The organism is Kitasatospora sp. NPDC030952 (assembly GCF_055571335.1).
Genome location: NZ_JBVIFM010000013.1, coordinates 58,871 through 82,745 on the forward strand (window position 1 = coordinate 58,871; position 23,875 = coordinate 82,745).

A 23,875-nucleotide genomic window follows, 5' to 3' on the forward strand; every position below is an offset into this window, starting at 1 on the left:
ACACGTATGACGATGACGTCCGAGGAACCGACATGCACGCAGTTCCCAGCCGCAACAGGTGGCTCCGCTACGGTGCCGGCCTGATCGGCGCGGCCTCGCTGACCGCCTTCGGCACCGCGCCCGCCGCCTTCGCGGCCGACGGCCCGCAGACCGCCACCCCGATCAAGCACCTGGTGGTGATATTCCAGGAGAACGTCTCCTTCGACCACTACTTCGGCACCTACCCGAACGCGGCCAACACCGCCGACGACAAGGTGAAGTTCACCGCCAAGCCCGGCACCCCGAAGGTGGACGGCCTCAGCGACGACCTGCTGCACAAGAACCCGAACCGGAACAACCCGGTGCGGCTGACGCCCTCCCAGGCCGTCACCTGCGACCAGGACCACACCTACAAGGACGAGCAGCTCGCCTTCGACGGCGGCAAGATGGACAAGTTCGTCGAGCACACCGACGTCGAGAGCTGCAAGGCCCCGATGTACACCGCGCCCGGCCTGGTGATGGACTACTACGACGGCAACACCGTCACCGGCTACTGGAACTACGCCCAGCGCTTCGCGATGAGCGACAACTCCTTCGGTACCAACTACGGGCCCTCCACCCCCGGCGCGCTCAACCTGGTCTCGGGCCAGCTGCACGGCGGCTACCCGGTCGACCCGAAGACCGGCAAGCAGACCACCGACGCCTACGTGGTCGCCTCCCCGGACGCCAAGGGCATCGGCACCGTCATCAACGACCCCGACCCGGGCTACGACGACTGCTCCAACCCGGCGCACAACCAGCTCGTCATGACCGGCAAGAACATCGGCGACCTGCTCAACGACAAGGGCGTCAGCTGGGGCTGGTTCCAGGGCGGCTTCAAGCCGACCGGCACCAAGGACGGCAAGGCCGCCTGCGGCGCCGCGCACGACAACATCGTGGGCGCCTCGCAGACCGACTACAACCCGCACCACGAGCCCTTCCAGTACTACAAGTCCACGGCGAACCCGCAGCACCTGGCGCCCAAGACGGTGGACGAGATCGGCCACGACGGCCAGGCCAACCACCAGTACGACCTGACCGACTTCGACGCCGCCGTCCAGCACGGCAACCTGCCCGCCGTCAGCTACCTCAAGGCCGCCAACTACCAGGACGGCCACGCCGGTTACTCGGACCCGCTGGACGAGCAGCACTTCGTCGTCGACACCATCAACAAGCTGCAGAAGTCCAAGGACTGGGCCTCCACCGCCGTCGTCATCGCCTACGACGACTCGGACGGCTGGTACGACCACAAGTTCGCCGAGCCGGTCAACGGCTCGCGCGACGCCGCCAACGACAGCCTGAGCGGCACCGGCCAGTGCGGCAAGGACGCCGGCTGGGGCGGCTACGCCGACCGCTGCGGCTTCGGCCCCCGCCTGCCGCTGCTGGTGGCCTCGCCGTACGCCAAGGCCAACTTCGTCGACCACACCCAGACCGACCAGACCTCGATCCTGCGCTTCGTCGAGGACAACTGGAAGACCGGCCGGATCGGCGACTACTCCTTCGACGAGCACGCCGGCTCCATCGAGGGCATGTTCGACTTCAAGAACCCGCAGCCGGCCACCCTGATCCTGGACCCGGCCACCGGCCAGCCGGTCGGCGGCGACACCCCGAGCGACCAGCCCACCGGCGGCACCGCCACCACCCCGGCCGGCTCGGCCACCTCGGCCACCTCCACCGACGCCACCGGCAGCACCACCGTCGCCGGCGCCACCACCAGCGTCTCCGGCCCGCCGCTGGCCGAGACCGGCGCCAACTCCAACACCGGCCCGATCGCGGCCACAGCCGTAGCCCTGCTCGCCGTCGGCGGCGGCGCGGTCTACCTCGCCCGCCGCAAGCGCGGCCGCCGCGCCTGACGCCGTAGCGCCGAAACAACGACACCGCCGGGCCCTCGAAACCGAGGGCCCGGCGGTGTCCGCTTTCCCCCGCCCCCAGAGCCTCCGGGGGCGGGGCGGGCTACCCTTCCCGCCATGACCGCCACCGCCCCGCGCCGCCGCACCCTGCTGGGCGCCGCCCTGGCGGGGGCCCTCACCGTGGGCTGCTCAACCGGTTGCTCCGCCGGAGCGGCACCGAGCCGGTCGCTGCGGCTGGCCACCGGGCCCGAGGGCGGGCCGTACAACGCCTTCGGGCGCTCCTTCACCGAGGCGGTCACGGCGGGCGGGCACCTCACCCTCACCCCGGTGAGCAGCGCGGCCAGCGTCGACAACCTCCAGCAGCTCGCCGACGGCTCGGTGGACCTCGCGCTGACCACCGCCGACGTCGCCGAGGACGCGGTGCTCGGGCGCGACACCTTCGACCACCCGCTCGAACTCACCGCGCTGGCCCGGGTGTACGTCAACTACCTGCACCTGCTCGCCCCCGCCGACGGGCCGGTGCGCGAACTCGCCGACCTGGCGGGCCGCCGGGTTGCCACCGGCGCGGTGGGCTCCGGGAACCAGGTCACGGCCGGGCGGCTGCTGCGCCGGGCGGGCCTCACCGGCGACCGGGCGCCGCTGGAGCAACGCTCGCTCGGGCTGGCCGAGTCACTGGCCGCGCTGCGGGCCCGGGAGCTGGACGCGGTGTTCTGGTCCGGCGGTGTGCCGACGCCCGCGGTGTCCGCACTGGCGGGCGAACTGCCGCTGCGGTTCGTGCCCTTGGACGCCGTCGCCGCGCTGCTGCGGGAGCGCTACGGCCCGGTGTACACGGCCGTCACCCTGCCCGCCGGCGCGTACGGCCTGGCCGGTCCGGTCACCACCCTCGGCGTGGGCAACTACCTGACGGCCCGTCCGGGCGTGCCGGAGGACGCCGTCCGCCGACTGCTCGGCGTCCTCTTCGGCCAATGGGCCACCCTGCTGCGGTCGGTGACGGCCGGTGCCCGGCTGGAGCCCCGGTTCGCGATCTCCACCGGTGTCGTCCCGCTGCACCCGGGGGCGGCGGCGTACTACCGCTCGGTGTACGGGTAGCTCCGGGCTGCTCCGGGCTGCTCCGGGCGCGGTAGATCGGGCGCGGGTGGGTCGGGGCACGGACGGGCGGCATCGGGCTATCCGGTAGACCGGCGAACCGGCGAACCGGCCGAGAGCGTGACGATCCGGTGACACGGAAGGCGTCATTCCGTCGAGTGCCCCGACTAACTTCGATCGTGCACGCCGCTCCGCCGACCCCCGTCCGGGCCGGCCAAGAGGCGGGCCCTCACCCGTACTTCGGCACAGGAGAACCGCATGTCGCTCTCGACGATCCGCCGCACCCGCCGCGCCCGCACCCTGGCCGGCACCGTGCTGACCGCCGCGCTGCTGGTCCCGGCCGCCACCGCCTGCAGCAGCTCCTCCGGTTCGACCGCCGCCACCACGCCCACCGCCACCCTCAGCGCCACCGCCGCCAGCACGCCCACCACCGCCCCGCCCGCCACGACCGCGCCCGCCCCGGCCGACGGGTCACCGGCCGCTCCCCCGAGCGCGCACCCCAGCAGCACCCCGGCCGGCCGGCCCAGCCCGCACCGCACCACCCCGCCGGCGAGCGCCGGCAAGGGCGCGCCGCCGGCGGCCGGCCAGACCCTGCCGGACGGCAGCAAGGTGGAGATCCAGAAGCTCGGTGACCTGCACTACGTCGCCAAGCTCGTCCACGACGGCCAGGTCCTCGGCACGGTGGAGGCGAACGGGCACGACGCCGGGGTCGACGCCAACGACATGTTCGTGGTGCTCTCGATGGACGGCACCGTCCACGCCTGGATGGGCGGCGCGCACCAGGGCCCGGGCACCTTCAAGCTCGCCGGCGGCTGGACGGCCAAGGTCACCAAGGTCGGCGAGCTGCACTACCGCGCCGACATCATCGGCAACGAGAACGCGGTGATGGGCACCCTGGAGGCCGACCAGCACGACGACGGGCTGAACGCCAACGGCGTCTACATCGTGCTCGGTGCCGGCGGGGAGATCAGCGCCCACGAGTGAGCCCGGCCCCCGACGCACCTTCAAGCATCTGCAAGCCCGTCCAAGCACGTTCAAACTCCGTCAAGCACCGTCAAGGACTGTCAAGCACCGCCAAGCACCGTTTGGTAGCACCCCGTACGCCTCGCTACGCTGCGGGGCATGCGGTTGAACGTCCGGCTGGACGACCGGTTCCAGCTCCCCGAGGCATCCGAACGGCAGGCACCGGCGGCACCCGCCCGCCGGTGGCACGAACGCCCGCTGGGCGCGACGTGATCCTGCGCATCGACCGGGCCTGGCTGCTGGACATCGCCCACCGCTTCCTGCCCACCGACCCGGACATCGTCGACTACGGCACCCTCACGGCCGCCGTCGCCCGCCACGTCGACGAGGTCATGGACGTGCCGGTGTACGAGGGCCCGCACCAGCGCGCGGCCGCGCTGATGCACCAGCTGATCCGGGTCCCGGCGCTGGAGTCCGGCAACGAGCACTTCGCCGCCGTGGTCGCCGCCGCCTACCTCAGCGCCTCCGGCGTGGTCGTCACCGCCGGGCCGAAGGCCGCCGCCGACCTCGCCGCCCGGATCCGGGACGGCCGCGCCGACGTCCGGGAGACCGCCACCGCCCTCCGCAGCTGGTCCCGCTGAGCCCCCGAGACTCCTGAGCCCCCGAGCCCCCCGAGCCCGCTGAGCCCGCTGAGCCCGCTGAGCCCGCTGAGCTCACGGCGCGGGCAGCCGGAACTCGACGGTCAGCCCGTGCGGCCGGGTCGGGGCGACGGTCAGCGTGCCGCCGCCGGCCCGGGCGAGTTCGTCCGCGATGGCCAGCCCGAGACCGGTGCCGGGCAGGTTCTGGTGCTCCGGCGAGCGGGCGAACCGCCGCAGCAGCATCGGGAGTTGAGCATCCGGAACGCCGGGCCCGGTGTCCCGGACCCGCACCACCGCGCCGCCGTCCGGGCCGGCCGAGGCGGTCACCCGGACGCGCTCCCCGGGCGGCACGAACTTGCCGGCGTTGTCCAGCAGCGCGTCCAGGATCCGCCCGGCCGCGTCGGGCAGGGTACGGGCACGCAGCCCGGGCGTGACCCGGGCCGTCAACTCCAGCCCGCCCGCCTCGAACACCGGCCCCCAGGCGGCCACCCGTTCGGCCACCGCCGCGGACACGTCGTGCTCCTCGACCGGCGCGGCGGCCGCCTCCAGCCGGGCCAGCGCGAGCAGTCCGTCGAGCAGTTCGCCGAGCCGGTCCGCCTCGTCCAGGGCCAGCGCGTGCGCCTGCCGCCCCGGGCCCGGCCCGACGTGCGGCTCGGCGTTCTCCAGTTGCAGCACCAGCGTGGCCAGCGGGTTGCGCAGCTGGTGGGAGGCGTCGGCGACGAAGTCCCGCTGGCGGCGCAGGGATTCGGCGACGGCCTGCGCCATGCCGTCGAAGTGCCGCCGCAGCCGCCGCAGTTCGGGCGGGCCGGTGTCGGCGGCGACTCTCGGCTCGAAGCGCCCGCCCGCCACGGTGGCCACCGCGCGGTCGAGTTCGTCGACCGGCCGCAGCAGCCAGCGGGCGATCCCGGCGGCGACCAGGGCGGCGGCACCGAAGGCGGTGACGGCGCCGGCCGCGATCAGCGCCCAGCGGACCAGCACGTCATGGCGCGCGGCGCCGGTGGGGACGGTCAACAGCACGGCGCCGCCGACCCGTTCGTCCTGTCCGACCGGCTCGGCCAGCACCACGGTGCCGGGCCCCCAGGGGCGGACGGTGGGCAGCGCCTCGGTCGAGCGGCCGGTGAGGGCGCGCTCCTCGGCCTGTCGCGCGGCCGTGCCGCGCGGGGCGGGCCCGGCCCGGCCGACGGTGTGCCCGGTGGTGTCCACCACCGTCACGGCGGCGCCGTAGAGCTGGGCGTAGCGGCCGAGTTCGGCGTCGAGCTCCCGGCGGTCGGCGTCGGTGCGGATCCGGTCGGCGAGTTCGGCGAAGCGTACGGCGTCGGCCCGACGCTGCAGCAGCAGGTGTTCGGTGCGGCCGCGGGCGTAGGAGTCGGCCAGCGGCAGGGCGAGCAGCAGCACGGCCGTACCGATGAGCGCGGTGAGCACGGCCAGCAGCCGGCGCCTCACGGGCCGTCCAGGGCGCCGAGCTGGTAGCCGTAACCGCGGATGGTGCGCACCAGGGCGGCCCGCCCGGTCTTGGCCCGGATGCCGGCCACGTGCACGTCCAGCGAGCGCGAGGAGGCGAGGAAGGCGTCGCCCCAGATCCGGTCGAGGATCTCCTCGCGGGAGCGGACGTCGCCGGGCTGGGCGGCGAGCAGGGCGAGCACGTCGAACTCGCGCCGGGTGAGCCGGACGGCCGCGCCGTCGACGGTCACCGTGCGGGCGGCGAGGTCGATCGCGACGTCCCCGGTGCGCACCCGCCGCTCCCCCTCGGCCGGTTCCGCGGAGTCCGAGGAGTCCCGGGAGGAGGTGCGGCGGCGCACGGTGTCGATCCGGGCGATGAGTTCGGCCATCCGGAACGGCTTGACCACGTAGTCGTCGGCGCCGGCCCGCAGGCCCTGGAGGACGTCCCGCTCCTCGCTGCGCGCGGTGACCACGATCAGCGGCAGGTCGCACACCGTACGGAGCTTGCGCAGCAGGTCGAGGCCGTCCAGGTCGGGCAGGCCGAGGTCGAGCAGCACGAACTCGGCCTCCCGGGCGTGCCGCAGTGCCTCGGCGGCACGGACCACGCGGCGCACGGTGTGGCCGCGCCGGGTGAGCGCGGTGGCGAGGGCCTGGGCCATCCGGTCGTCGTCCTCGACCAGCAGCATGTGCACGGAACCCTCCCCAGCGGTGAGGGCACTACCGTACGGTCTCCGCCCCGGCGGGCGCGGCCGGGGCCTCCCCGGAGGTCTCCGCCGCAGTCTCCGACGGGGCCTCCGCCGGGGCCTCCGCCGGGCTGAGCACGGCGTGGCGGGTGTCCGGCATCAGCACATAGGTCACCAGCGAGACCAGGGCGCAGCCGGAGACGTACCAGAAGAAGCCGGACTCGTGCCCGCTGTTCTTGAACCAGAGCGCGATGTACTCGGCGGTGCCGCCGAACAGCGCGTTGGCGAGGGCGTACGGCAGCGCGACGCCCAGGGCGCGGATCCGGGTCGGGAACAGCTCCGCCTTCACCGCCGCGTTGATCGAGGTGTAGCCGGTGACGATGACCAGCGCGGTGAGCGAGAGCCCGAGCGCCGACCAGTAGCCGCCGGCCGAGCCGAGCGCCGTCATCAGCGGGTAGGTGCCGACGGTGCAGCCGAGCGCGAAGGTGATCAGCAGCGGGCGGCGGCCGATCCGGTCGGAGAGCAGGCCCGCCGCCGGCTGGATCGCGGCGAAGACGGCGAGCGCGGTGAAGCTCACCAGGGTGGCGGTGTTCTTGTTCAGCCCGGCGCTCCCGATCAGGTACTTGGTCAGGTAGGTGGTGTACGTGTAGTACGCGACGGTGCCGCCGAGGGTGAGCGCCATCACCAGCACCGCCTGGCGCCGGTGCTCCCACAGGGTGCGCAGGGTGCCTCGGGCGTCGGCCGCCGCCCGCCCGCCGGACTCGGCGGTGAACGCCTCGGTCTCCGGCAGCCGGCGGCGCAGCCACAGCACCACCACCGCGAGGACGGCGCCCAGCAGGAACGGCAACCGCCACCCCCAGGAGTGCAGTTGGGCGTTGCTGAGGGTGTGCTGCAGGACGATCAGGATGCCCAGACCGAGGAGCTGGCCGCAGGTCATCGACACGTACTGGAACGAGGAGCCGAGCCCGCGCCGGTTCGGGGCGGACGCCTCGGTCAGATAGGTGGCGCTGGCCGCGTACTCGCCGCCGATGCTCAGGCCCTGGAGCAGCCGGGCGAGCAGCAGCACGACGGCCCCGAGGTAGCCGGACTGGCCGTACGTCGGGGCGATCGCGATCAGCACGGCGGCCGCGGACATCATGGTGACGGTCAGGGTGAGGGCGCTCTTGCGGCCGTGCCGGTCCGCGGCCCGGCCGAGCAGCCAGCCGCCGACCGGGCGCATCAGGAAGCCGACCGCGAAGATGCCGGCGGTGTTCATCAGCTTCGCGGTGGAGTTGCTGCCGGGGAAGAAGTCGTCGGCGAAGTAGACGGCGAAGCTGGCGTAGACGAACCAGTCGTACCACTCCACCAGGTTGCCCAGCGACCCGCCGACCATGGCGAGCCGCCGCCGGGCGCGCTCCCCACCGGGCGGCTGCGACGGGACGGCGACGGCGGCGGACGGGGACATGGCGGCTCCGGGGGCTGGTACGGCGGGTGGGTGTCCCAGAGCGTGCAGCCGGCCACCGGGCGGCGGCAAGGAGCGCCGCACAGAACTTACGTTCCGCTAAGGAAGGCCGGCACCTGACGCGTCGGCCGATCCCCCGCTTCCAGCCCCCGCCGCTGCCGCCGCCGGCCCGGCGATCCCGGGACGGCACCGGCTTGAGCGCGGCACCCGGACCCGCTCGGGGGTTCGGGCCGGGGCCGCTGCTCCAGGGTCTCCTCGATGAGCGCCGTCGGCACGCGGAGTCACGCATTCGGGGCGCGGAGAGAGAACCCACCGGTCGCGAGCGGTCACCGACAGTCACCGCGCACTCGAGCCCGGGACACCGGCGGGCACCCGACCTGCCACCGGCCGCCGTTGCGCACCCAGCGTGCCCATGGTGACACTTTCCGTGAGCGAACGGGTTCGACTCCGCTCCGCTCCCACCTGCGATGACCTACCTGGGAGGCCGAGACAACGTGCTGGTACGACGATTTCCGGGAGAAGGCGGAAACGAGGGCCGAGGGCGCCGACTGCCGGGCGCGCTCGCGTCCGCGGGTCTCCTGGTACTGAGTGGCGCCGTGGTGCTGCCGCCGTCCGTGGCCGCCGCCACGACTACGGCCACGGCTACGGCCCGCGCGGCCGCAGCCGTGGCCGTGGCCGCCGACCCGTGCTCGGTGGCGAACGGTACGACGGTCTGCGACACCCCCGGCTCCTACACCTACACCGTGCCGCCGAACGCACAGCACGTCCGGTTGACCGTCATCGGCGGGGGCGGCGGCGGGGGCGGCGGGGTTCTCGGCGCCGGGGGCGGAGCCGGTGCCGCGATCGTCTGCACCGTCACCGGCCTGGCGCCGGGCACGGTGCTGGCGCTGACCGTGCCCGCCGGCGGCAATGCCGGTGCCCTGGAGGAGAGTTCGCAGGTCCTGAGTCCGGCCGGCGGTGGCCGGGCCGCCGCCGTCACCGCTGCCGGCCTGGCCGTGTCCGCCGCCGGCGGTGGAGGCGGCGCCGGCAGCATCGACGACTTCGGCGGCGTCGACGGCGGCGCCGGCGGCGGCACCGGCGGGGGCGCGGGCGGCATCGCGCCCAGCACCGGGGACGGCACCGGGGCCGGCACCGGGGACGGCTCACCGGAGGCGACCGCAGGACAGCCCGGCACTGCGCCGACCTGCACCGCGTCCGGCAACGGGCTGACAGCCGTCACGGGCCCTCCGACCACCAGCACCGCCGGGCGACCCGGCCTGGAGGGCGGCAGCGGCGGGACGATCTCTCCGGACGGCTTCGCGCCCCAGTGCCCCGCCGCCGGCTTCGGCGGCCCGGGCGGGCTGAGCGGGCTCGGCGGACTCGGCGTGCCCGGATTCGGCGACGGTACGCCGGGATGTGTCCTGATCACTCCCGTCCTGTCCTGCCCTCCCAACGGCTCCACCTCCGTCTGCGCCCCCGGCCTCGCCCAGTACACCGTCCCGGCCCAGACCGGCACGCTGACCGTCACGGCCGTGGGCGCCGCGGGTAGCGGCGGCGGCGGTGGCGGCGGTCAGGGCGCCAGCATGATCTACGGCGACGGCCGCAGCGGCCAGGGCGGCACCGGCGGCGGCGCCGCGGCAGGTCTGACCTGTACGTTCACCGGGCTCCGGGCGGGCACCGTGCTGGACGTCACCGTGCCCTTCACCACGCCCGGCGGGCTGCGCGGTAGGGGCGGCAACGGCGGCGGCAACTTCACCGCCGGCAATCCCGGCGACGGCGGCACCGGCGGCCAGGCCGCCTCCGTCACCGGACCCGGCGGCCTCGCGGTACTCGCCCCCGGCGGTGGCGGCGGAGCCGGCGGCCACGGCTCCGCCAACCGTCCTCCGGGCGGCGCCGGAACCGCGGGCAGCCCGGCCGGCCAGGGAGGCGGAGCCGGTGGTTCAGGCGGCTTCGCCGAGGCCACCGGCGGCCGCCAGGGCACCGACCCGATCTGCGTGGTCACCACCCCCGGTGCGGACGCCACCCCCACCCTCTACACCGGCACCGGCGGCACCTCCGTGACCGACGGCCGGACCGGCGGCCCCGGCGGGACCATCACCCTGCCCCCCGCCGTCACCAGCGCCTGCCCCGCCGGCACCGCTACCGGCAACGGCGGAACCGGCGGCCAGGGCGGCAACGGCGGCCGGAGAGCACAACCCAACGGGCAGGACGGCACCGACGGGACCGCCGGCGGCGGCGGCTGCGTCCTCATCGTCGCCACCCCGTGACCGGAGGCCGATGATGCGCCGGGTGACCAACGCCTCTCTCCGAGACCGGCGTTGGTCGCCACAGGCCACTGCGGTCCCGACACGTACGGCCTGGGCGAGTGGCGCGGGAAGCAGTCCCGAAGGACCCCCTGTCCATTCGGATCAGGTGATGATCACACGCTCGCCCTTGACCTGCCGGAGCCGGACGAGCAGCCGTTGTGCTCACTGCTCGGGGCGACCCTCGACACCCGTTGCGGCGCTCGATGCCACCTCGTCGGCGGGCACTGGGCGGCGGCGGACCTCGACCGGCGGGTGGCGGACCGGTCGCGGCTGGGACGAGCCCGGCGCCCTGGGCGCGGTGCGGTGGGTGAGGTGTCCCAGGGCGAGCAGGGCGGGGTTGGTGACGAGGACGGGCACGGTGTAGGGGAAGGGGCGGGGGCCGAGCATGTCGGGGGTGGAGGGGATGTCGCCGTCGGGTTGTTGGTGGTCCAGCAGGTACCGGGCGGCGCGGGCGGCGGGTGCGGGGTCGTGCTGGAGGGTCAGGCAGATCAGGAAGCGTAGGCGGTGCTGATCGGATCACCGGGCGCACCGTCCTGAGGGCTCCAGCCTCCGTCGGCCAGTTCATGTGATCGCACCAGGTCCAGGGCGCGGGCGGCGATGGTGCGGGCGGCGCGCTGTGCCGCGGGGCTCGCTGCGCCCTGGGTGTGGGGGGTGACGGCGAGGAGGACCCGGAAGACGGTGTGGAACCGGCTGCTGCTCCAGCCGGGCGGGAACGAGCCATCGGGGCGCTGGCTGGTGACGAGGTGGTGCAGTGCACGGTCGATGCGTGGCTGGTGTTCGGGGCCCTGGGTGTTGAGGGCGTTGACGGCGGCGGCCGTCATGGTCCGCACTGGCGCGCACGCGTCAGGTTCCGCGAACTTCGCTGCCGGGCCGAGGCGTTGCCGTCGTTTTCCGTGATACCACCCGATCGCGCCTGATCGCCACCGTCGACCATGCGATCATGCCGGTACCGACACGGCGTCATCCCCCTGGACCGGGGCACCCGGCACCGGGCCACTGGGCCACCGGCCGCTGGGCCACCGGGCACGCACCGACTCATGCCCGGCCGACCGCCGCACTGCTACCGGCGCCCTGGCGCCCTGGCGCCCGGGAAGGACGCCGCCCATGGACGAGCGGGAAACCCGAACGGCGATCGCCGAGGTGTTCGCGGCCATCCCCGTGCCCGACGCCGTCCACCCGCAGGTCGACGCCATCGCCACCGCAACGCTGGACTGGGCAGCGGCCCACGGGATCGCCGGGGACGAGCGGCAGCGCGCCCGGCTCGCTGCCGCGCGCTTCGACCGCGTCGCCGCCCGCATGTTCCCCGCCGAGAAGGTCGCGGACGTCACGCTGTTCACGCAGTGGATCGTGTGGTTCTTCGCCCTCGACGACCAGCAGGACGAGACCGCACCCGACGCCGAGTCGGTGCGCCAGGTCTACGACGGACTGCTGGACGTCCTGCGAGACCAGAAGACTCCGCAGGCGACCACCGAAAAGGCCCTCGCCGACCTGTGGGCCCGCACCGCCACCCGCATGTCCACACACTGGCAGGGACGCTTCATCCACCACCTGGAGCGCCACCGCGACGCCTTCCTCACCCAGGCCGACAACCGCCGCACCGGCCACGTCCCGACCCTCGCCGAGTACCCGGACCTTCGCCGACGCGCCAACGGGGAGCACATGCTCGACCTGTTCGAGACGGTGCCGGGCACCGAGATACCCGACCGGCTCGCGCGCACCCAGCCGTGGCAGGACCTGTTCGCCGCCGCCAACGACGTCACCGCCTGGTGCAACGACATCCTCTCCGTCGACCGCGAGGAGCGCTGCGGCGACACCACCAACTACGTGACCGTCCACGCCCGGGCACTCGGCTGCGACCGGGCCACCGCCATCGCCCACGTCGGCGACCGGATCCGCCGACGTCTCCTCGAACTCCGGACCCTGGAACGAACCGTCCTCGCTCAGACCCGCCGACACGAGGGCGAGAACCATGACGCGGGCGTCGACGGGATGGCAAGGGTCCTGGCCGAGCTCCCCGGCACCCATCTCGGATGGCTGCTCGAATCCGGCCGCTACCAGCCGGGCCGGCCGGGACCCTCCTGAGCGGCGGACCGCTGGTGGGCCCGCGCGTTCGCTGACCTCCATCACCTCGCCACCCGCGCTGGACGCCCTCGCCGCCGTCGCCGGTGCCGGCACCGAGATCCGGGGTCGAGACGAACGGATCGGCCGCGGGCGGAATGCGCCTTCCTGGTCAGTGCGCCTGGTCGCCCTTCGGCCCGGTGCCCTTGCTCCTGGCCGGAGTTCCGTCCGGGGCGAACGAGTGGTGGAAGGTGAAGGCCTGCGGCGTGGAGGAGCCGTGGTCGTGGAGGTGTTCCAGCGTCGAAACCCCGTCCTGCCAGGTGGGTATCACGCCGTCGGAGACCCACCAGAGCACGTGATTCGGGTGCGCTGTCCGCTCGAACCAGTCGTAGCGCCTGTTCAGCGCCTCACGGTGCAGGCCGGTGTAGATGGCGTCGAAGGCGGAGTGCAGGTCGGTCCAGAGTGAGAGGGTCGCGGCCAGGGCGACGGTTTCCGCCGTACGGCCCTTGTCGTACCAGGCCGGTACGGTGAACTCTCCCCAGGTGCCCCAGTCCAGGTCGAAGTGGGTGCCCCGCTCGCGGTCCACCGCTTCGGCGTGAGCGAGGTATCCGGGGTGCCGGCTGATCTTCGGGTAGATGGCCTCGCCGCTGTCGTGGAGTTCGCGCGTGAGGGGTGCGGGATCGGCGAGAGGCGACTTCAGGACGCCGAAGGTGTACAGCGCGAGTTGGGGCATGCGTGTCTCCCTGATCAGAGTGTCGCGGGTGGCTCGGCCTGAGGGAACTCCGGTGCGACCGTGGCCGATCGCCGAAGACCAGGTGAAGGTAGTCGCCTCGGCGGGCGTTGTCGAAGTTGCGTTTTCGCTGTCCAAGTGGCTTCTCGTACCGGTCGTTTCGCGGTCCTGCCGCCGCAGCCGGGGGCGAGGAAGCCGATGGCGGCCCCGCTCGGCGCGCCAGGACCGGTGCGCGCCGGTGGAGTGCCGCACGCGCGGGGTGTACGACACCGGCCACGTCCGGGAATACTGCCGGTCATGAACAGGCCAAAAGCTACCCGGCTCCTCGCCGCACTCGCCGCATGTGCGACCGGCGCCTCCGTGCTGGCGGGCGTCCAGGCGACCCCCGCGTCCGCGGAGGTCTTCTGCGGCTCCCACTCGGTGGACGGCGCCATCTGGACGGAGTACACCCAGACGCCCGGTGTGCGGCAGGCCCTCGGCTGCCCGACCAGCGATGAACTCGGCCTTCCCGACGGGGTCGGCCGCCGCCAGGTCTTCGACAACGGCTCGATCTACTGGAGCCCGAACACCGGGGCGCACGCCGTGTGGGGCCTCATCGGCCAGGAGTGGGGTCAGCACGGTTGGGAGGGCGGCTACATGGGGTACCCGCTCACCGACGAGCTGAAGAACCCCGACGGGATCGGCGTCCGCCAGCAGTTCCAGAACGCCACGGTCTACTGGTCCCCCAACACCGGAGCGCACGCGGTGCACGGCAACATCGGCTGGTGGTGGGGGCAGTACGGGTACGAAGGGGGGACGTACGGCTACCCCACCAGCGACGAGTACGGCACCGGACACGTCGGCGGCAACGTCGACGACAACAACGGCGTCCGCCAGGACTTCCAGTCCGGCAAGTACCTCCTGTGGAGCGGTGGCCAGGCCGACGCCTTCGAGGCCTGCCAGAGTGCGTGCATCGGCTACGGCGGCACCACCAACACGAAGTGGGTGGTGAAGACCGAGGTCTACGTGAACTGGACCAACAGCCGCCTGACGTCCGTCCACGTCACCCCGACCGCCGCCGCGTTCAAGACCGTCACCGGGAACGACGACGCCGCCAGCGACGTGCAGGACGACTGGAAGCAGGTGTGGTCCAACACCCGAATGTTCCCCGGCGCCACCCAGACCGAGCAGAAGTCCACCTACCAACAGCTCTTCTGCCACGCGCAGTTCTCCTACCCCAACCCCGACGGCGGGCACTTCGGCGGCCCGACCTGGGACCTGGAGACCTGGCGCCCCGAACTCACCGGGACTGCCGACGCGATCCTCAAGAAGATGCTCGCCTCCAAGTGCAACTGGGACACCGACGCGTAGCACCCGGTCGTCCGGCTCCCCTCGGCCGAAGGAGCCGGCCGGGCACCGGTGGACGTACGGTGCCCGGTCGGCCGGTTCCCGGGGTCAGGCGACGCCGGGTGTCGAGTGACGTCGGCCTCCCATGTGCGGGGGCGGCGGGGTTCTGCGTCGATGTCCGATAGCCGCCGGTCCCGGCGGCGTGCGGCCGACATGCTGGGGTGCATGACCAGTACCTTCGACGGGCTCATCGACCGGTTCCTGCTGTCCAGTGGGGAGTTCGAGCGGCGGCTGCGATGCGTCCGAGCCTGGCAGTGGGCCTCGCCGACCCCGTGTACGGAGTGGAACGTGCGGCAGTTGGTCAACCACATGACCCGGGGGAACCTCGCCTACGTGCGTCTGCTGCACGGTGGCGACGCTGCGGAGTTCCTTCGGCTGCGGGACGTCGACGCGCTCGGCGCCGATCCGCTGGAGGCCTACGTCCGGTCCGTCGGGGAGGTGGCGCGGGAGTTCGGTCGGCGCGGGGCTCTGGAGCGGGTCCTGGACTATCCCCTGGGTCCGGTGGCTGGGCGGCAGGCGCTCGCCGTGCGGATCACGGACAGCACCGTCCACGCCTGGGACCTCGCACGGGCCCTCGGTCTGGACGACGCCCTCGACGCCGAGCTCGTCAGGTGGATCGACGCGAATCTCGACGCCGTCTACGCCGGTCTGCCGGAGACGCCCACCGCCGCCGAGACGACCCACCGGTTCTTCGCCGCCCCCGAGGGGGCGCCGGCCCGGGACGCGTCGCCCCAGGTCCGCCTGCTGCACCGGATGGGGCGGCTGCCGGCCGCCGGGGACTGAGGCCCGATCCGGACAAGCGTTACATTGGGGCGGAAAGGGGCCCGATCGCCGACGGGGTGTGGCGGATGCACTCGATCACCGACTGGTTGCGCGGCCTGTCCGGCCCGGTCGTGTACGCGGTCGTCGGCGGGATGGTCTTCACCGAGGACGCGCTGTTCTTCAGCTTCTTCATCCCCGGCGAGACCGCTGCCGTCGTCGGCGGCTTCATCGCCCACCAGGGCAGCGTCTCGCTCGGCTGGATGGTCCTGGTCGTGGTCTGCGCGGCCGTCCTCGGGGACTCCGCCGGCTACGAGATCGGCCGGCACCTCGGCCCGGCGATCCTGCGCACCCGCCCGCTGCGGCGCCACACCAAGCAGGTCGACTCGGTGCAGGACCTGATCCGCCGGCGCGGTCCGGCCGCCGTCTTCGTCGGCCGGTTCATCGCCTTCTTCCGGCCCCTGGTGCCCTCGCTGGCCGGGATGTCCCGGATGCCGTACCGCCGGTTCCTGCTCTACAACGCCCTCGGCGGGCTCGCCTGGGGCGTCGGGTTCACTCTTCTGGGCTACTTCGCGGGGGCCGCCTACGCCCGGGTCGAGGGCACCGTCGGCCGGGTCACCGCCATCACGATCGCCGCGCTCGTCGCCGTCGCCCTCCTGATCTGGTACCTGCGGCGGCACCGCACCCGGGGCGGTGAGCGGTCGGAGGACGACGACGGAGGCAAGCCCTGAACCAGGGGGCTCAGTGCGCCGGGACGGTGTACGCGGCGCGGATGCCGCCGTGGACGGGGAACTCGGAGGCCGTCAGGTAGCCCGAGTCCGGGCCGGCGAGATAGGCGGCAGCGGCCGCGATCTGGTCGAGGGCGGCGAAGCGGCCCATCGGGATGTGGGATCAGGTGTGTCTCAGGGGACGGATGATCCGCACGGCACGAGGACGCCGTGCGGATCGCGGGAATCGCAGGACTCGTCCGGTCCGACGGCACGGAGTCTTCCGTCCGCCGCTGTCAGGACTCTGACAGCGCACCGGCATTTCACCGGCAAGCTTGCTGACGAAACGTCAACAACCTTGCCGCAGCGCCTTGACGGCGCACCGACACAGTCCTAGAACGGAGTCAGCTCCCCGTTCCCCCATCCCCGGGAGCAGCGAAAGTTCACCTTCTCGCCCCTCACCGAAGAAGAGGCTTTCCCATGCGCGCACTCCCCCGCCGCACCGCACCGCTCGCCCTGGCCGCCCTCGCCGCGCTCGCCCTGACCGCGGCGGCCCCCGCCTCCGCCACCCCCGCAGCCCCGGCCGCCCAGGCCGCCCCGACCGACGCCGCCGGCCCGGTGCTCACCACCGGCAGCGTGGGCGGCACCGCCGTCGCGGCGGGCGACGCGCTCGCCGCGCCGCTCACCGCCAACACCTCCGCGACCTTCTACTCGACCGCCACCAGCACCACCGGCGTCACCTGTGCCACCTCCCGGCTGTCCGCCACGGTGCTGACCAATCCGGCCGCCCCGGGCACCGCCACCGAGTCGATGACCGGGCTGACCTTCGGCTCCTGCACCGCCAACGTCACCGGCGTGACCTCGGTGCGGAGCCTGACGGTCGACACCCTCCCCTACGGCCTCTCCGTCGACGACGGCACCGGGCTGCCCGTCACCCTCACCGGCGGCAGCGCCGGCCCGATCCAGGCCACCGCCGTCCTGAACAGCTGGTTCGGCACCATCACCTGCACCTACCAGCTCAGCGGCGCCTTCACCGGCAGCGCCGACAACGGCGGCCAGGGCCTGACCTTCACCAACGAGCACTTCGCCAAGAGCGGCGGCTCCGGCCTCTGCCCCGCCGACGGCTACTTCTCGGCCGGATACGGCCCGCTCGCCGACACCAGCCAGGCCGGCGCACCGGCGGTGTACGTGAACTGATCGGCACCCCACTCGCCGCACCCCACCCGCCACACCCCGGGACAGCTCGACCATGAGCCCGGAAGCGATCAGACCGGGGCAGATTCGGACCCAACCGGGCGGGATGGGACGATACCTGCCATGTCTAGCAAGTCTCCATCGGTCCGGGGCGACGAGGCCCCCGCCGACCAGCTCCGCCGCCTACTGCTCGAACTGGGCGACGCCCTGCTGGGCGGGGGCCTGCCCGTCCATGAGGTCGAGGAGGAGCTCCGCGGGCTCGGGCGGGCGTCGGGGGCCCCCGACGTACGGGTCGCCGCGCTCACCAACGGCCTGTTCGTCGCCCTCGACAGCGCGGACGCCACCCGGTTCCAACCGGTCGGGGCGGCGCTGCGGTTCGAGCAGACCGCGGACGTCCTCCACCTGGTGCACCGGCTGCGCTCGGGCGAGCTGGACGGGCCCCGGGCCCTGGACGAGCTGGACCGCGTCCGCCGGGCGCCGGCCCGCTGGCCCGCCTGGGTCGCGGACCTCGGGGCGCTGCCGGTCGGGGTGGGCGTCTGCCTCTTCCTCCAGCCGGTGACGGCGAACGTGCTGGCCGCCGGGGCCGGTTCGGTGATCGTGGCGGGCCTGACCGTGCTGGCCCGCCGACTGCCCCGGCTGCGCCCGCTGCTGCCCGTCACGGCCGGGTTCCTGGTGGCGCTGCTCGTCCTGTCGCTCGCCCGGGCCGGCCTGCTGGAGGGGCCGCTGCGCACGATCGTCGCCACCCTGGCGATCCTGCTGCCGGGCGGACTGCTGGTCACCGGGCTGTCGGAGGTCGCGGCGGGCGCCGCCAGCGCCGGGACTGCCCGGCTGGTGTCCGGCGCGGTGCAGCTGGCGCTGTTCCTGGCCGGGGTGGCCGCGGCCACCACCGCGATCGGGATGCCGGCCAGCGCGCTGGCCAACGTCCAGGTGGCCAAGCCGAGTTGGTGGGCGATCGGGGTGGGGCTGGCGATCGCTGTGGCCGGCGTCGTGGTCAATGTGAACACCCCGCCCCCGGCCATCCCGTGGATCGTCGCGGTGATCGTGGTCAGCGTCACCGTGCAGGTGGTGGTGGGCTCGGTGCACGGCGCCGCGATAGGTGGTCTGGCCGGCGCCGTCAGCGCCGCCGTCGCGGCCACCGTGGTGCATTGGCTGCCCGGCGGCCCGCTCTGGCAGGTGCTCTACCTCCCGGCGTTCTGGATCGTGGTGCCGGGCTCCTTCGGGCTGCTGAACACCGCGCAGATCGAGGTCGGCAACGGGGCGCAGTCGGTGCTGGCCGCCGTGTCGGCGGTGTTCGGGGTGTCGATCGGCACCCTGATCGGCTCGGTGATCAGCCGGATCCCGCGCCCCGGGCCGGCCGTGCTCCAGCTGCGGGCCTGACCCCGCCCCGCTCACCCTCCGCGACCACTGACCGGCGCGGCCCCCTCCGCAACCACCGACCGGCGCTCACCCTCCGCGACCCCCGACCGGCGCGGCCCCCGGCTCAACCGGTGGCCGCGCCGCTGCCGTTCCGGACCGCGAGCAGCGCGGTGTCGTCCGTCAGCCGGCCGCCGGTGTGCCGGAGGACGGCGTCCACCACGGCCCCCACCAGGCGCTCCGGCTCCCCGGCCCCGGGCAACCCGGCCAGACTCTCCAGGTGGGCGCGCAGGTCGAAGAAGGCGCCCTGCCGGTCCCGGGCCTCGGTCACCCCGTCCGTGACGATCAGGACGGTCTCGTCCGCGCCGAGCCGCACCCGCTGGACCTCCGGGAGCCGGCCGGTCAGCGGGGCGAGGCCCAGCGGGGCACCGTTGCCCAGCGGCAGCTGCCGGACGCCGTCCGGGCCCAGCACGTGCGGGCAGTCGTGGCCGAAGTTGACCAGCTGGATCCGCTCCGACGCGTCGTCGGGGAACCACACGACGACGGCGGTGGCGAACCGTTCCTCGTCCTCGCCCAGCCGGGAGGAGAGCAGGTTCTGCCGGTGCACCCGCTCCTCCAGCCGGGAGGCGACGGTCGCCAGGTCCGCCTCCCGGAAGGCCGCCTCCCGGAAACAGCCGACCAGGGCGGCGGCGGTGGATACGGCCGGCAGGCCCTTCCCCTGGACGTCGCCGAGGATGACCCGGGCGCCGTACGGGCCGGCCACCACGTCGTAGAAGTCACCGCCGACCCGGGCCTCGACGTCCGCGGCCAGGTAACGGGCGGCCGAATCCACCCCTCCCCAGCCCGGCGGCACCGGGCGCAGCACCACCTGGCGGGTGGTCTCGGCGGCGCCCTGGAGATGGCGGACGTAGGCGGCGGCCCGGGCCCGGAAGACGCTGAGCGGCAGGGCGAGGACGCAGCCGGCGATCACCAGCAGGAAGTCCTCGATCCCGTGGGACTTGCCCCAGACGTTGTTCAGCCCGGGATAGGCGGCGATCGCGAGCCCGGCGAAGGCCAGGGTGACCGCCGGGCCGCACAGCCCGGCGGCGACCACCGGGACCAGGGCCAGCCAGCTGAGGGACTCGAAGGTGCGGGGCGTGAGGGCGTCCACCACCACCACCGTCGCCAGCAGCAGGACGGGGATCAGCCAGGACCGGTGGCCGTAGCGGATCAGCACCGGCAGCTGGGTGCCGGGCCCCGACGGCGGCTGTGACGGCCCGTACGGCTCCGCGGCACGCACCCGCAACGGCCTCTCCGCTCCTCCGGTCGTTCCCACCGACGCCCCGCCGACGGGGCGGGGGCGTCGGGCCAACGTTAGGTGGCGGGCGGCGCGGGTGCGCCCCGACCCGCGCCCGTTCGGCCCAGTCGGCGGACGGCCCACTGGGCGGACGGCCCACTAAGCGGACGGCCCAGTCGGCGGACGGCCCAGGCGCCGGTGAACGGCCCGGTCGGCAGTGGCCGACCCGGTCCGCAGAGCCCGGCTCAGCCCGTGGGCGCGTCGAGCAGCGGGGTGACGAGCACCCGCAGGGCGTCGGCGAGGCGCTGCCCCTCGCCCTGTTCCAGCAGCCGCAGGATCGGGTCGCTGTGCATCGTGCCGAGCAGGACGTGGGCCAGCAGTTCGGCGTCCAGGTCGGGGCGCTGTTCGGCGATCAGCCCGCTGAGGTGGGCGTGCCAGACCTGGTAGACCGGGTGGGCGCCGCGCGGGGCCTGGTCGGGCGGCTGCGGGGCGGTGGTGACGGCGTGGCCCAGCGCGGCGAGCAGGCTCTTGTTCCGGGCGACCACGGCGACCACGGCGTCCAGGAAGGCGAGCAGCCGCTCCCGGGGCGGGGCGCCCGGACCGAGCGGCGGCGGCCCGTTGCGGACGGCCTCGTCCAGGTCGAGGGCGCGTTCCTGCATCAGCGCGAGCATCAGGCCCATCCGGTTGCCGAAGCGGTGGAAGACCGTGCCCTTGCCCACTCCGGCGGCGCCGGCGACCTGCTCCATGGAGATCTGCTCGGGCCGGTGCCCGGCCAGCAGTTCCTCGGTGGCGCGCAGGATCGCGCGCCGGTTCCGGGCCGCGTCGGCGCGTTCGCGTCGGTCCTCCGCCATGGCTGCCCCTTCCCCGTTCGTCTCGTACGCGTGGCTCGTACGGTAACCCGTGGACAACTGGACCGGCGGTCCAGTACGGTCCCGGGGATAAGTTGACCGCCGGTCCAGTTCGCTGCGGGCCGGCCCGTCGAGGGAGGGCACCATGCGACGCATCCGCTACCACCGGTACGGCGGCCCCGAGGTCCTGACGCCGGAGGAGGCCGACGTCCCCGAACCGGGGCCCGGCCAGGTCCTGCTGCGCGCCGAGGCGATCGGGGCGAACTTCGTGGACACCCGGTTCCGCCGCGGGGCACCGGCCGGATCGGTGTTCCACCGGCCGCTGCCGGGCGTGCTGACCGGCGATGTCGTCGGGACGGTCCAGGACCTCGGCCCCGGCGTGGACGCCGGCCTGCTCGGGCAGCGGGTCGCCGGGCTCGTCCTGGACGCCTTCGCCGAGTACTCGATCGCCGACGCCGCCTGGCTCGCCCCGGTGCCCGACGGCCTCGACCCGGGCGACGCCAGCATGCTGCCGCTCGCCGCACCGGTGGCCCTGGGCGTCCTGCGGGCCGGCCGGCTGGCGCCGGGCGAGACCGTCCTGGTGCACGCCGCGGCCGGCGGGATCGGCCACCTGACCGTCCAGCTGGCGAAGCTGCTCGGCGCCGGCACCGTGATCGCCACCGCAGGCTCGGCCGACAAGCTCGACTTCGTCAAGGCGCTCGGCGCGGACGCCGCCGTCGACTACCGCGCCCCCGACTGGCCCGAGCGGGTACGGGCGGCCGCGCCGCAGGGCGTGGACGTCGTGCTGGACTCGGTCGGCGGTGAAGTCCTGCAACGCAGCCTCGAACTGACGGCCCCGCTCGGCCGGGTGGTGCTGTACGGCTCCGCCGACGGCGAGCCGGGCAGCGTGCCGGCGGCCCGGCTGTTCGGGCTGCGCACCGCCGTCGGCTACTCCCTGAACGCCTGGCGCGCGGCCCGGCCGGACCTCGCCCGGCGGGACGTCGACCAAGCCGCCGGCCACTTCGCGACCGGCCGGCTGCGGACCACCGTCCACGCCCGCCTCCCGCTCGCCGAGGCCGCCACCGCCCACCGGATCATGGAGGAGCGCGCCCAGCTGGGCCGCATCCTGCTGCTGCCCTGATCAGCCGCCCTGGTCGGCCGCCCTGGTCAAGCGGGTACGCCGACCGCGCGGGGCCGGGGCTACCCTGGCCCCGCACCGAAGGCCCCTACGGGCTCCGCGAACGGAAGGCCACCCCGATGAGCACCCCCAGCACCCCCGTCGTCGCCCGGGCGGACGCGCCGCACCGCTACGAGATCCGGGTCGACGGCGAACTCGCCGGATTCGCCGAGTACTTGGACCACGACGGGCAGCGGGTCTTCTACCACACCCTGGTCGAGGAGGCCTTCACCGGCCGCGGCCTGGCCGGGCAGCTGGTCCAGGCGGCCCTGACGGACGTCCGGGCCGCCGGAAAGCGGATCGTGCCGATCTGCCCGTACGTGGCCGAGTTCCTGACCAAGCACCAGGAGTTCGCCGACCTCACCGACGAGGTCACTCCGGAGGTCAAGGGCTGGCTGCGCTCCCAACTGCAGTAGTCAGGGAGCTGGTTGACGAAGACGGGGCGCCCCCGCCGCGCGGGAGCGCCCCGATCGGGCTACCGGGTCGTCACATGTTGATCATGTGACCGGCGAGGCCGTGGATGGCCTCCTTGACCGCCTCGCCCAGGGTCGGGTGGGCGTGCACGTTGCGGGCGACCTCGTGGACGGTGAGGTCCCACTGCTGGGCCAGCGTCAGCTCGGGCAGCAGCTCGGTGACCTCGGGGCCGATCAGGTGGGCGCCGAGCAGCTCACCGTACTTGGCGTCGCTGATCACCTTCACGAAGCCGATCGGGTGGCCGAGGCCGTGCGCCTTGCCGTTCGCGGTGAACGGGAACTTGGCGACCTTGACGTCGTGGCCCAGCTCGCGGGCCTGGGCCTCGGTGTAGCCGAAGGAGGCGATCTGCGGCTGGCAGTAGGTGGCGCGCGGGATCATCGCGAAGTCGACCTCCATGGTCTCCGCCCCGCCGATGGTCTCGGCGGCGATCACGGCCATCGCCTCGGCGGCGTGCGCGAGCATCAGCTTGGCGGTGACGTCGCCGATCGCGAAGATGTGCTCGACGCTGGTGCGGCCGCGGCCGTCCACCGCGATGGCGTTGCGGTCGGTGAGCTTGACCCCGGCGTTCTCCAGGCCGTAGCCGTTGACCCGCGGCGCGAAGCCGATCGCCTGGAGCACCTTGTCGGCCTCCAGCACCTGCTGCTGCCCGTCCTTGGTGACGGTGACCCGGACCTTGGCGTTCGGGTCGCTGTCGTCGATCGACTCGACCCGGGTCGAGGTGAGCACCTCGATGCCCAACTTGCGGTACTGCTTGGCCAGTTCGGTGGAGACCTCGACGTCCTCCAGCGGCACCATCCGGTCCAGGAACTCGACGATGGTGACCTTCACGCCGTAGTTGTGCAGCACGTACGCGAACTCGACGCCGATCGCGCCGGCGCCCGCGATGATGATGCTCTCCGGCAGCTGCTCGGTGAGGATCTGCTCCTCGTAGGTCACCACGCGCTCGCTCAGGCTGGTGCCGGGCAGCAGGCGGGTGGTGGCACCGGCGGCGATGATGCAGTGGTCGAAGGTGACCACGTCGAAGCCGCCACCGCTGAGCGCGACCTGCAGGGTGTGGTCGTCGACGAAGGTGCCCCAGCCGTCGTACTCGGTGATGCCGTTCTTCTTCATCAGGTAGTGGACGCCCTTGACCCGGCCGTCGGCCACCGAGCGGCTGCGGCGGAACGCCTCGCCGAAGTCGAAGGTCACCTGGCCCTCGACCTTGATGCCGAAGGTCTTGGCCTCCTTGGTGAAGATGTGGGCCAGCTCGGCGTTGCGCAGCAGGGCCTTGGAGGGGATGCAACCGACGTTGAGGCAGACGCCGCCCCAGTACTTGGCCTCGATGACCGCGACCTTCAGGCCCAGCTGGGCCGAGCGGACGGCGGCGGTGTAGCCGCCGGGCCCCGCGCCGAGGACGACGACGTCGTAGTGCGTGCTCATGTTGCTGACTCCTCCGAGGGTGTCACGGTGTCGTGATCTCGATCCCATGGTGTCAGGACCGGACCAGGCGCACCCACCGGGTCTCGGCGGACGCGCTCCGCGCGGCACCGT

At 73.6% G+C, this 23,875-nt stretch carries 23 protein-coding genes; 13 read left to right on the forward strand and 10 right to left on the reverse strand.

Annotated elements, in window-relative coordinates; genetic code table 11:
- Window positions 1–32 precede the first annotated feature (32 nt).
- The 4 genes from ACZ47G_RS22565 to ACZ47G_RS22580 all read left to right on the forward strand — a co-directional run bounded on the left by ACZ47G_RS22565 (window position 33) and on the right by ACZ47G_RS22580 (window position 4,558).
- Window positions 33–1,871, forward strand: a complete 1,839-nt coding sequence (locus ACZ47G_RS22565) for a phospholipase C (protein WP_465745283.1) — start codon at window positions 33–35, stop codon at window positions 1,869–1,871.
- A 114-nt stretch (window positions 1,872–1,985) separates the two neighbouring features.
- On the forward strand, window positions 1,986–2,957 hold the full coding sequence (locus ACZ47G_RS22570; protein WP_465745285.1) for a TAXI family TRAP transporter solute-binding subunit: 972 nt from the start codon (window positions 1,986–1,988) through the stop codon (window positions 2,955–2,957).
- A gap of 255 nt (window positions 2,958–3,212) precedes the next feature.
- Complete coding sequence (locus ACZ47G_RS22575; RefSeq protein WP_465745287.1) at window positions 3,213–3,938, forward strand: hypothetical protein; 726 nt, start codon at window positions 3,213–3,215, stop codon at window positions 3,936–3,938.
- Between the two features lie 248 nt (window positions 3,939–4,186).
- Window positions 4,187–4,558, forward strand: coding sequence for a fic family toxin-antitoxin system, toxin component (locus ACZ47G_RS22580; RefSeq protein ID WP_465745289.1), 372 nt, complete (start codon window positions 4,187–4,189; stop codon window positions 4,556–4,558).
- A gap of 72 nt (window positions 4,559–4,630) precedes the next feature.
- Here ACZ47G_RS22580 and ACZ47G_RS22585 read toward each other — a convergent pair whose 3' ends face one another.
- From ACZ47G_RS22585 to ACZ47G_RS22595, 3 genes are read right to left on the reverse strand one after another with little or no spacing between them, the layout of a single operon-like run.
- Entirely contained in the window at window positions 4,631–5,998 is a 1,368-nt protein-coding gene (locus tag ACZ47G_RS22585) for a sensor histidine kinase (RefSeq protein WP_465745291.1), read from the reverse strand.
- Window positions 5,995–6,687 (reverse strand): response regulator transcription factor, encoded by a 693-nt coding sequence (locus tag ACZ47G_RS22590; RefSeq protein WP_380458213.1) that lies wholly within the window; start codon window positions 6,685–6,687, stop codon window positions 5,995–5,997. The genes ACZ47G_RS22585 and ACZ47G_RS22590 overlap by 4 nt, the downstream gene beginning before the upstream one ends.
- Before the next feature lie 25 nt (window positions 6,688–6,712).
- Window positions 6,713–8,050, reverse strand: coding sequence for an MFS transporter (locus ACZ47G_RS22595; RefSeq protein ID WP_465745591.1), 1,338 nt, complete (start codon window positions 8,048–8,050; stop codon window positions 6,713–6,715).
- 665 nt (window positions 8,051–8,715) lie between these two features.
- Here ACZ47G_RS22595 and ACZ47G_RS22600 point away from each other — a divergent pair.
- A complete protein-coding gene (locus ACZ47G_RS22600) occupies window positions 8,716–10,365 on the forward strand; it encodes a glycine-rich domain-containing protein (RefSeq protein WP_465745293.1) in 1,650 nt (549 codons plus the stop codon).
- A gap of 201 nt (window positions 10,366–10,566) precedes the next feature.
- Here ACZ47G_RS22600 and ACZ47G_RS22605 read toward each other — a convergent pair whose 3' ends face one another.
- The gene (locus ACZ47G_RS22605; protein ID WP_465745295.1) at window positions 10,567–10,791 is read right to left on the reverse strand and encodes a hypothetical protein; all 225 of its coding nucleotides are present in this window, start codon (window positions 10,789–10,791) and stop codon (window positions 10,567–10,569) included.
- A gap of 101 nt (window positions 10,792–10,892) precedes the next feature.
- Complete coding sequence (locus ACZ47G_RS22610) at window positions 10,893–11,225, reverse strand: hypothetical protein (RefSeq protein WP_465745297.1); 333 nt, start codon at window positions 11,223–11,225, stop codon at window positions 10,893–10,895.
- 283 nt (window positions 11,226–11,508) lie between these two features.
- Between ACZ47G_RS22610 and ACZ47G_RS22615 the strand changes: the two genes are divergently transcribed.
- Entirely contained in the window at window positions 11,509–12,486 is a 978-nt protein-coding gene (locus ACZ47G_RS22615; protein WP_465745299.1) for a terpene synthase family protein, read from the forward strand.
- A gap of 148 nt (window positions 12,487–12,634) precedes the next feature.
- Here the strand turns inward: ACZ47G_RS22615 and ACZ47G_RS22620 are convergent, their stop codons facing one another.
- The gene (locus ACZ47G_RS22620) at window positions 12,635–13,195 is read right to left on the reverse strand and encodes a DUF3291 domain-containing protein (protein ID WP_465745301.1); all 561 of its coding nucleotides are present in this window, start codon (window positions 13,193–13,195) and stop codon (window positions 12,635–12,637) included.
- 294 nt (window positions 13,196–13,489) lie between these two features.
- On the opposite strand from ACZ47G_RS22620, the gene ACZ47G_RS22625 reads away from it, so the two are divergent.
- The 3 genes from ACZ47G_RS22625 to ACZ47G_RS22635 all read left to right on the forward strand — a co-directional run bounded on the left by ACZ47G_RS22625 (window position 13,490) and on the right by ACZ47G_RS22635 (window position 16,068).
- Complete coding sequence (locus tag ACZ47G_RS22625) at window positions 13,490–14,542, forward strand: DUF2599 domain-containing protein (RefSeq protein WP_465745303.1); 1,053 nt, start codon at window positions 13,490–13,492, stop codon at window positions 14,540–14,542.
- Window positions 14,543–14,743: 201 nt separating this feature from the next.
- Window positions 14,744–15,361, forward strand: a complete 618-nt coding sequence (locus ACZ47G_RS22630) for a TIGR03086 family metal-binding protein (protein WP_465745305.1) — start codon at window positions 14,744–14,746, stop codon at window positions 15,359–15,361.
- A gap of 65 nt (window positions 15,362–15,426) precedes the next feature.
- Window positions 15,427–16,068, forward strand: a complete 642-nt coding sequence (locus tag ACZ47G_RS22635; protein ID WP_465745307.1) for a DedA family protein — start codon at window positions 15,427–15,429, stop codon at window positions 16,066–16,068.
- A gap of 10 nt (window positions 16,069–16,078) precedes the next feature.
- Here the strand turns inward: ACZ47G_RS22635 and ACZ47G_RS22640 are convergent, their stop codons facing one another.
- Window positions 16,079–16,216, reverse strand: a complete 138-nt coding sequence (locus tag ACZ47G_RS22640; RefSeq protein WP_465745308.1) for a hypothetical protein — start codon at window positions 16,214–16,216, stop codon at window positions 16,079–16,081.
- A gap of 308 nt (window positions 16,217–16,524) precedes the next feature.
- Between ACZ47G_RS22640 and ACZ47G_RS22645 the strand changes: the two genes are divergently transcribed.
- Together ACZ47G_RS22645 and ACZ47G_RS22650 are read left to right on the forward strand one after the other, a co-directional pair.
- Window positions 16,525–17,241: a Tat pathway signal sequence domain protein gene (locus ACZ47G_RS22645; RefSeq protein WP_465745309.1), complete on the forward strand. Its 717-nt coding sequence runs from the start codon at window positions 16,525–16,527 to the stop codon at window positions 17,239–17,241.
- Window positions 17,242–17,361: 120 nt separating this feature from the next.
- Entirely contained in the window at window positions 17,362–18,615 is a 1,254-nt protein-coding gene (locus tag ACZ47G_RS22650) for a threonine/serine exporter family protein (protein ID WP_465745310.1), read from the forward strand.
- A 103-nt stretch (window positions 18,616–18,718) separates the two neighbouring features.
- Here ACZ47G_RS22650 and ACZ47G_RS22655 read toward each other — a convergent pair whose 3' ends face one another.
- Window positions 18,719–19,870 carry a PP2C family protein-serine/threonine phosphatase gene (locus ACZ47G_RS22655; protein ID WP_465745593.1) on the reverse strand — a complete coding sequence of 384 codons (1,152 nt, stop codon included), beginning with the start codon at window positions 19,868–19,870 and terminating at the stop codon, window positions 18,719–18,721.
- Window positions 19,871–20,112: 242 nt separating this feature from the next.
- Window positions 20,113–20,718, reverse strand: a complete 606-nt coding sequence (locus ACZ47G_RS22660) for a TetR/AcrR family transcriptional regulator (protein ID WP_465745312.1) — start codon at window positions 20,716–20,718, stop codon at window positions 20,113–20,115.
- Window positions 20,719–20,860: 142 nt separating this feature from the next.
- Between ACZ47G_RS22660 and ACZ47G_RS22665 the strand changes: the two genes are divergently transcribed.
- Together ACZ47G_RS22665 and ACZ47G_RS22670 are read left to right on the forward strand one after the other, a co-directional pair.
- Window positions 20,861–21,835, forward strand: coding sequence for a quinone oxidoreductase family protein (locus ACZ47G_RS22665; protein WP_465745314.1), 975 nt, complete (start codon window positions 20,861–20,863; stop codon window positions 21,833–21,835).
- 116 nt (window positions 21,836–21,951) lie between these two features.
- Window positions 21,952–22,287 carry a GNAT family N-acetyltransferase gene (locus tag ACZ47G_RS22670; protein WP_465745316.1) on the forward strand — a complete coding sequence of 112 codons (336 nt, stop codon included), beginning with the start codon at window positions 21,952–21,954 and terminating at the stop codon, window positions 22,285–22,287.
- A 70-nt stretch (window positions 22,288–22,357) separates the two neighbouring features.
- On the opposite strand, the gene lpdA is transcribed toward ACZ47G_RS22670, so the two are convergent.
- On the reverse strand, window positions 22,358–23,764 hold the full coding sequence (gene lpdA / locus ACZ47G_RS22675; RefSeq protein WP_465745318.1) for a dihydrolipoyl dehydrogenase: 1,407 nt from the start codon (window positions 23,762–23,764) through the stop codon (window positions 22,358–22,360).
- Between the last annotated feature and the right edge of the window lie 111 nt (window positions 23,765–23,875).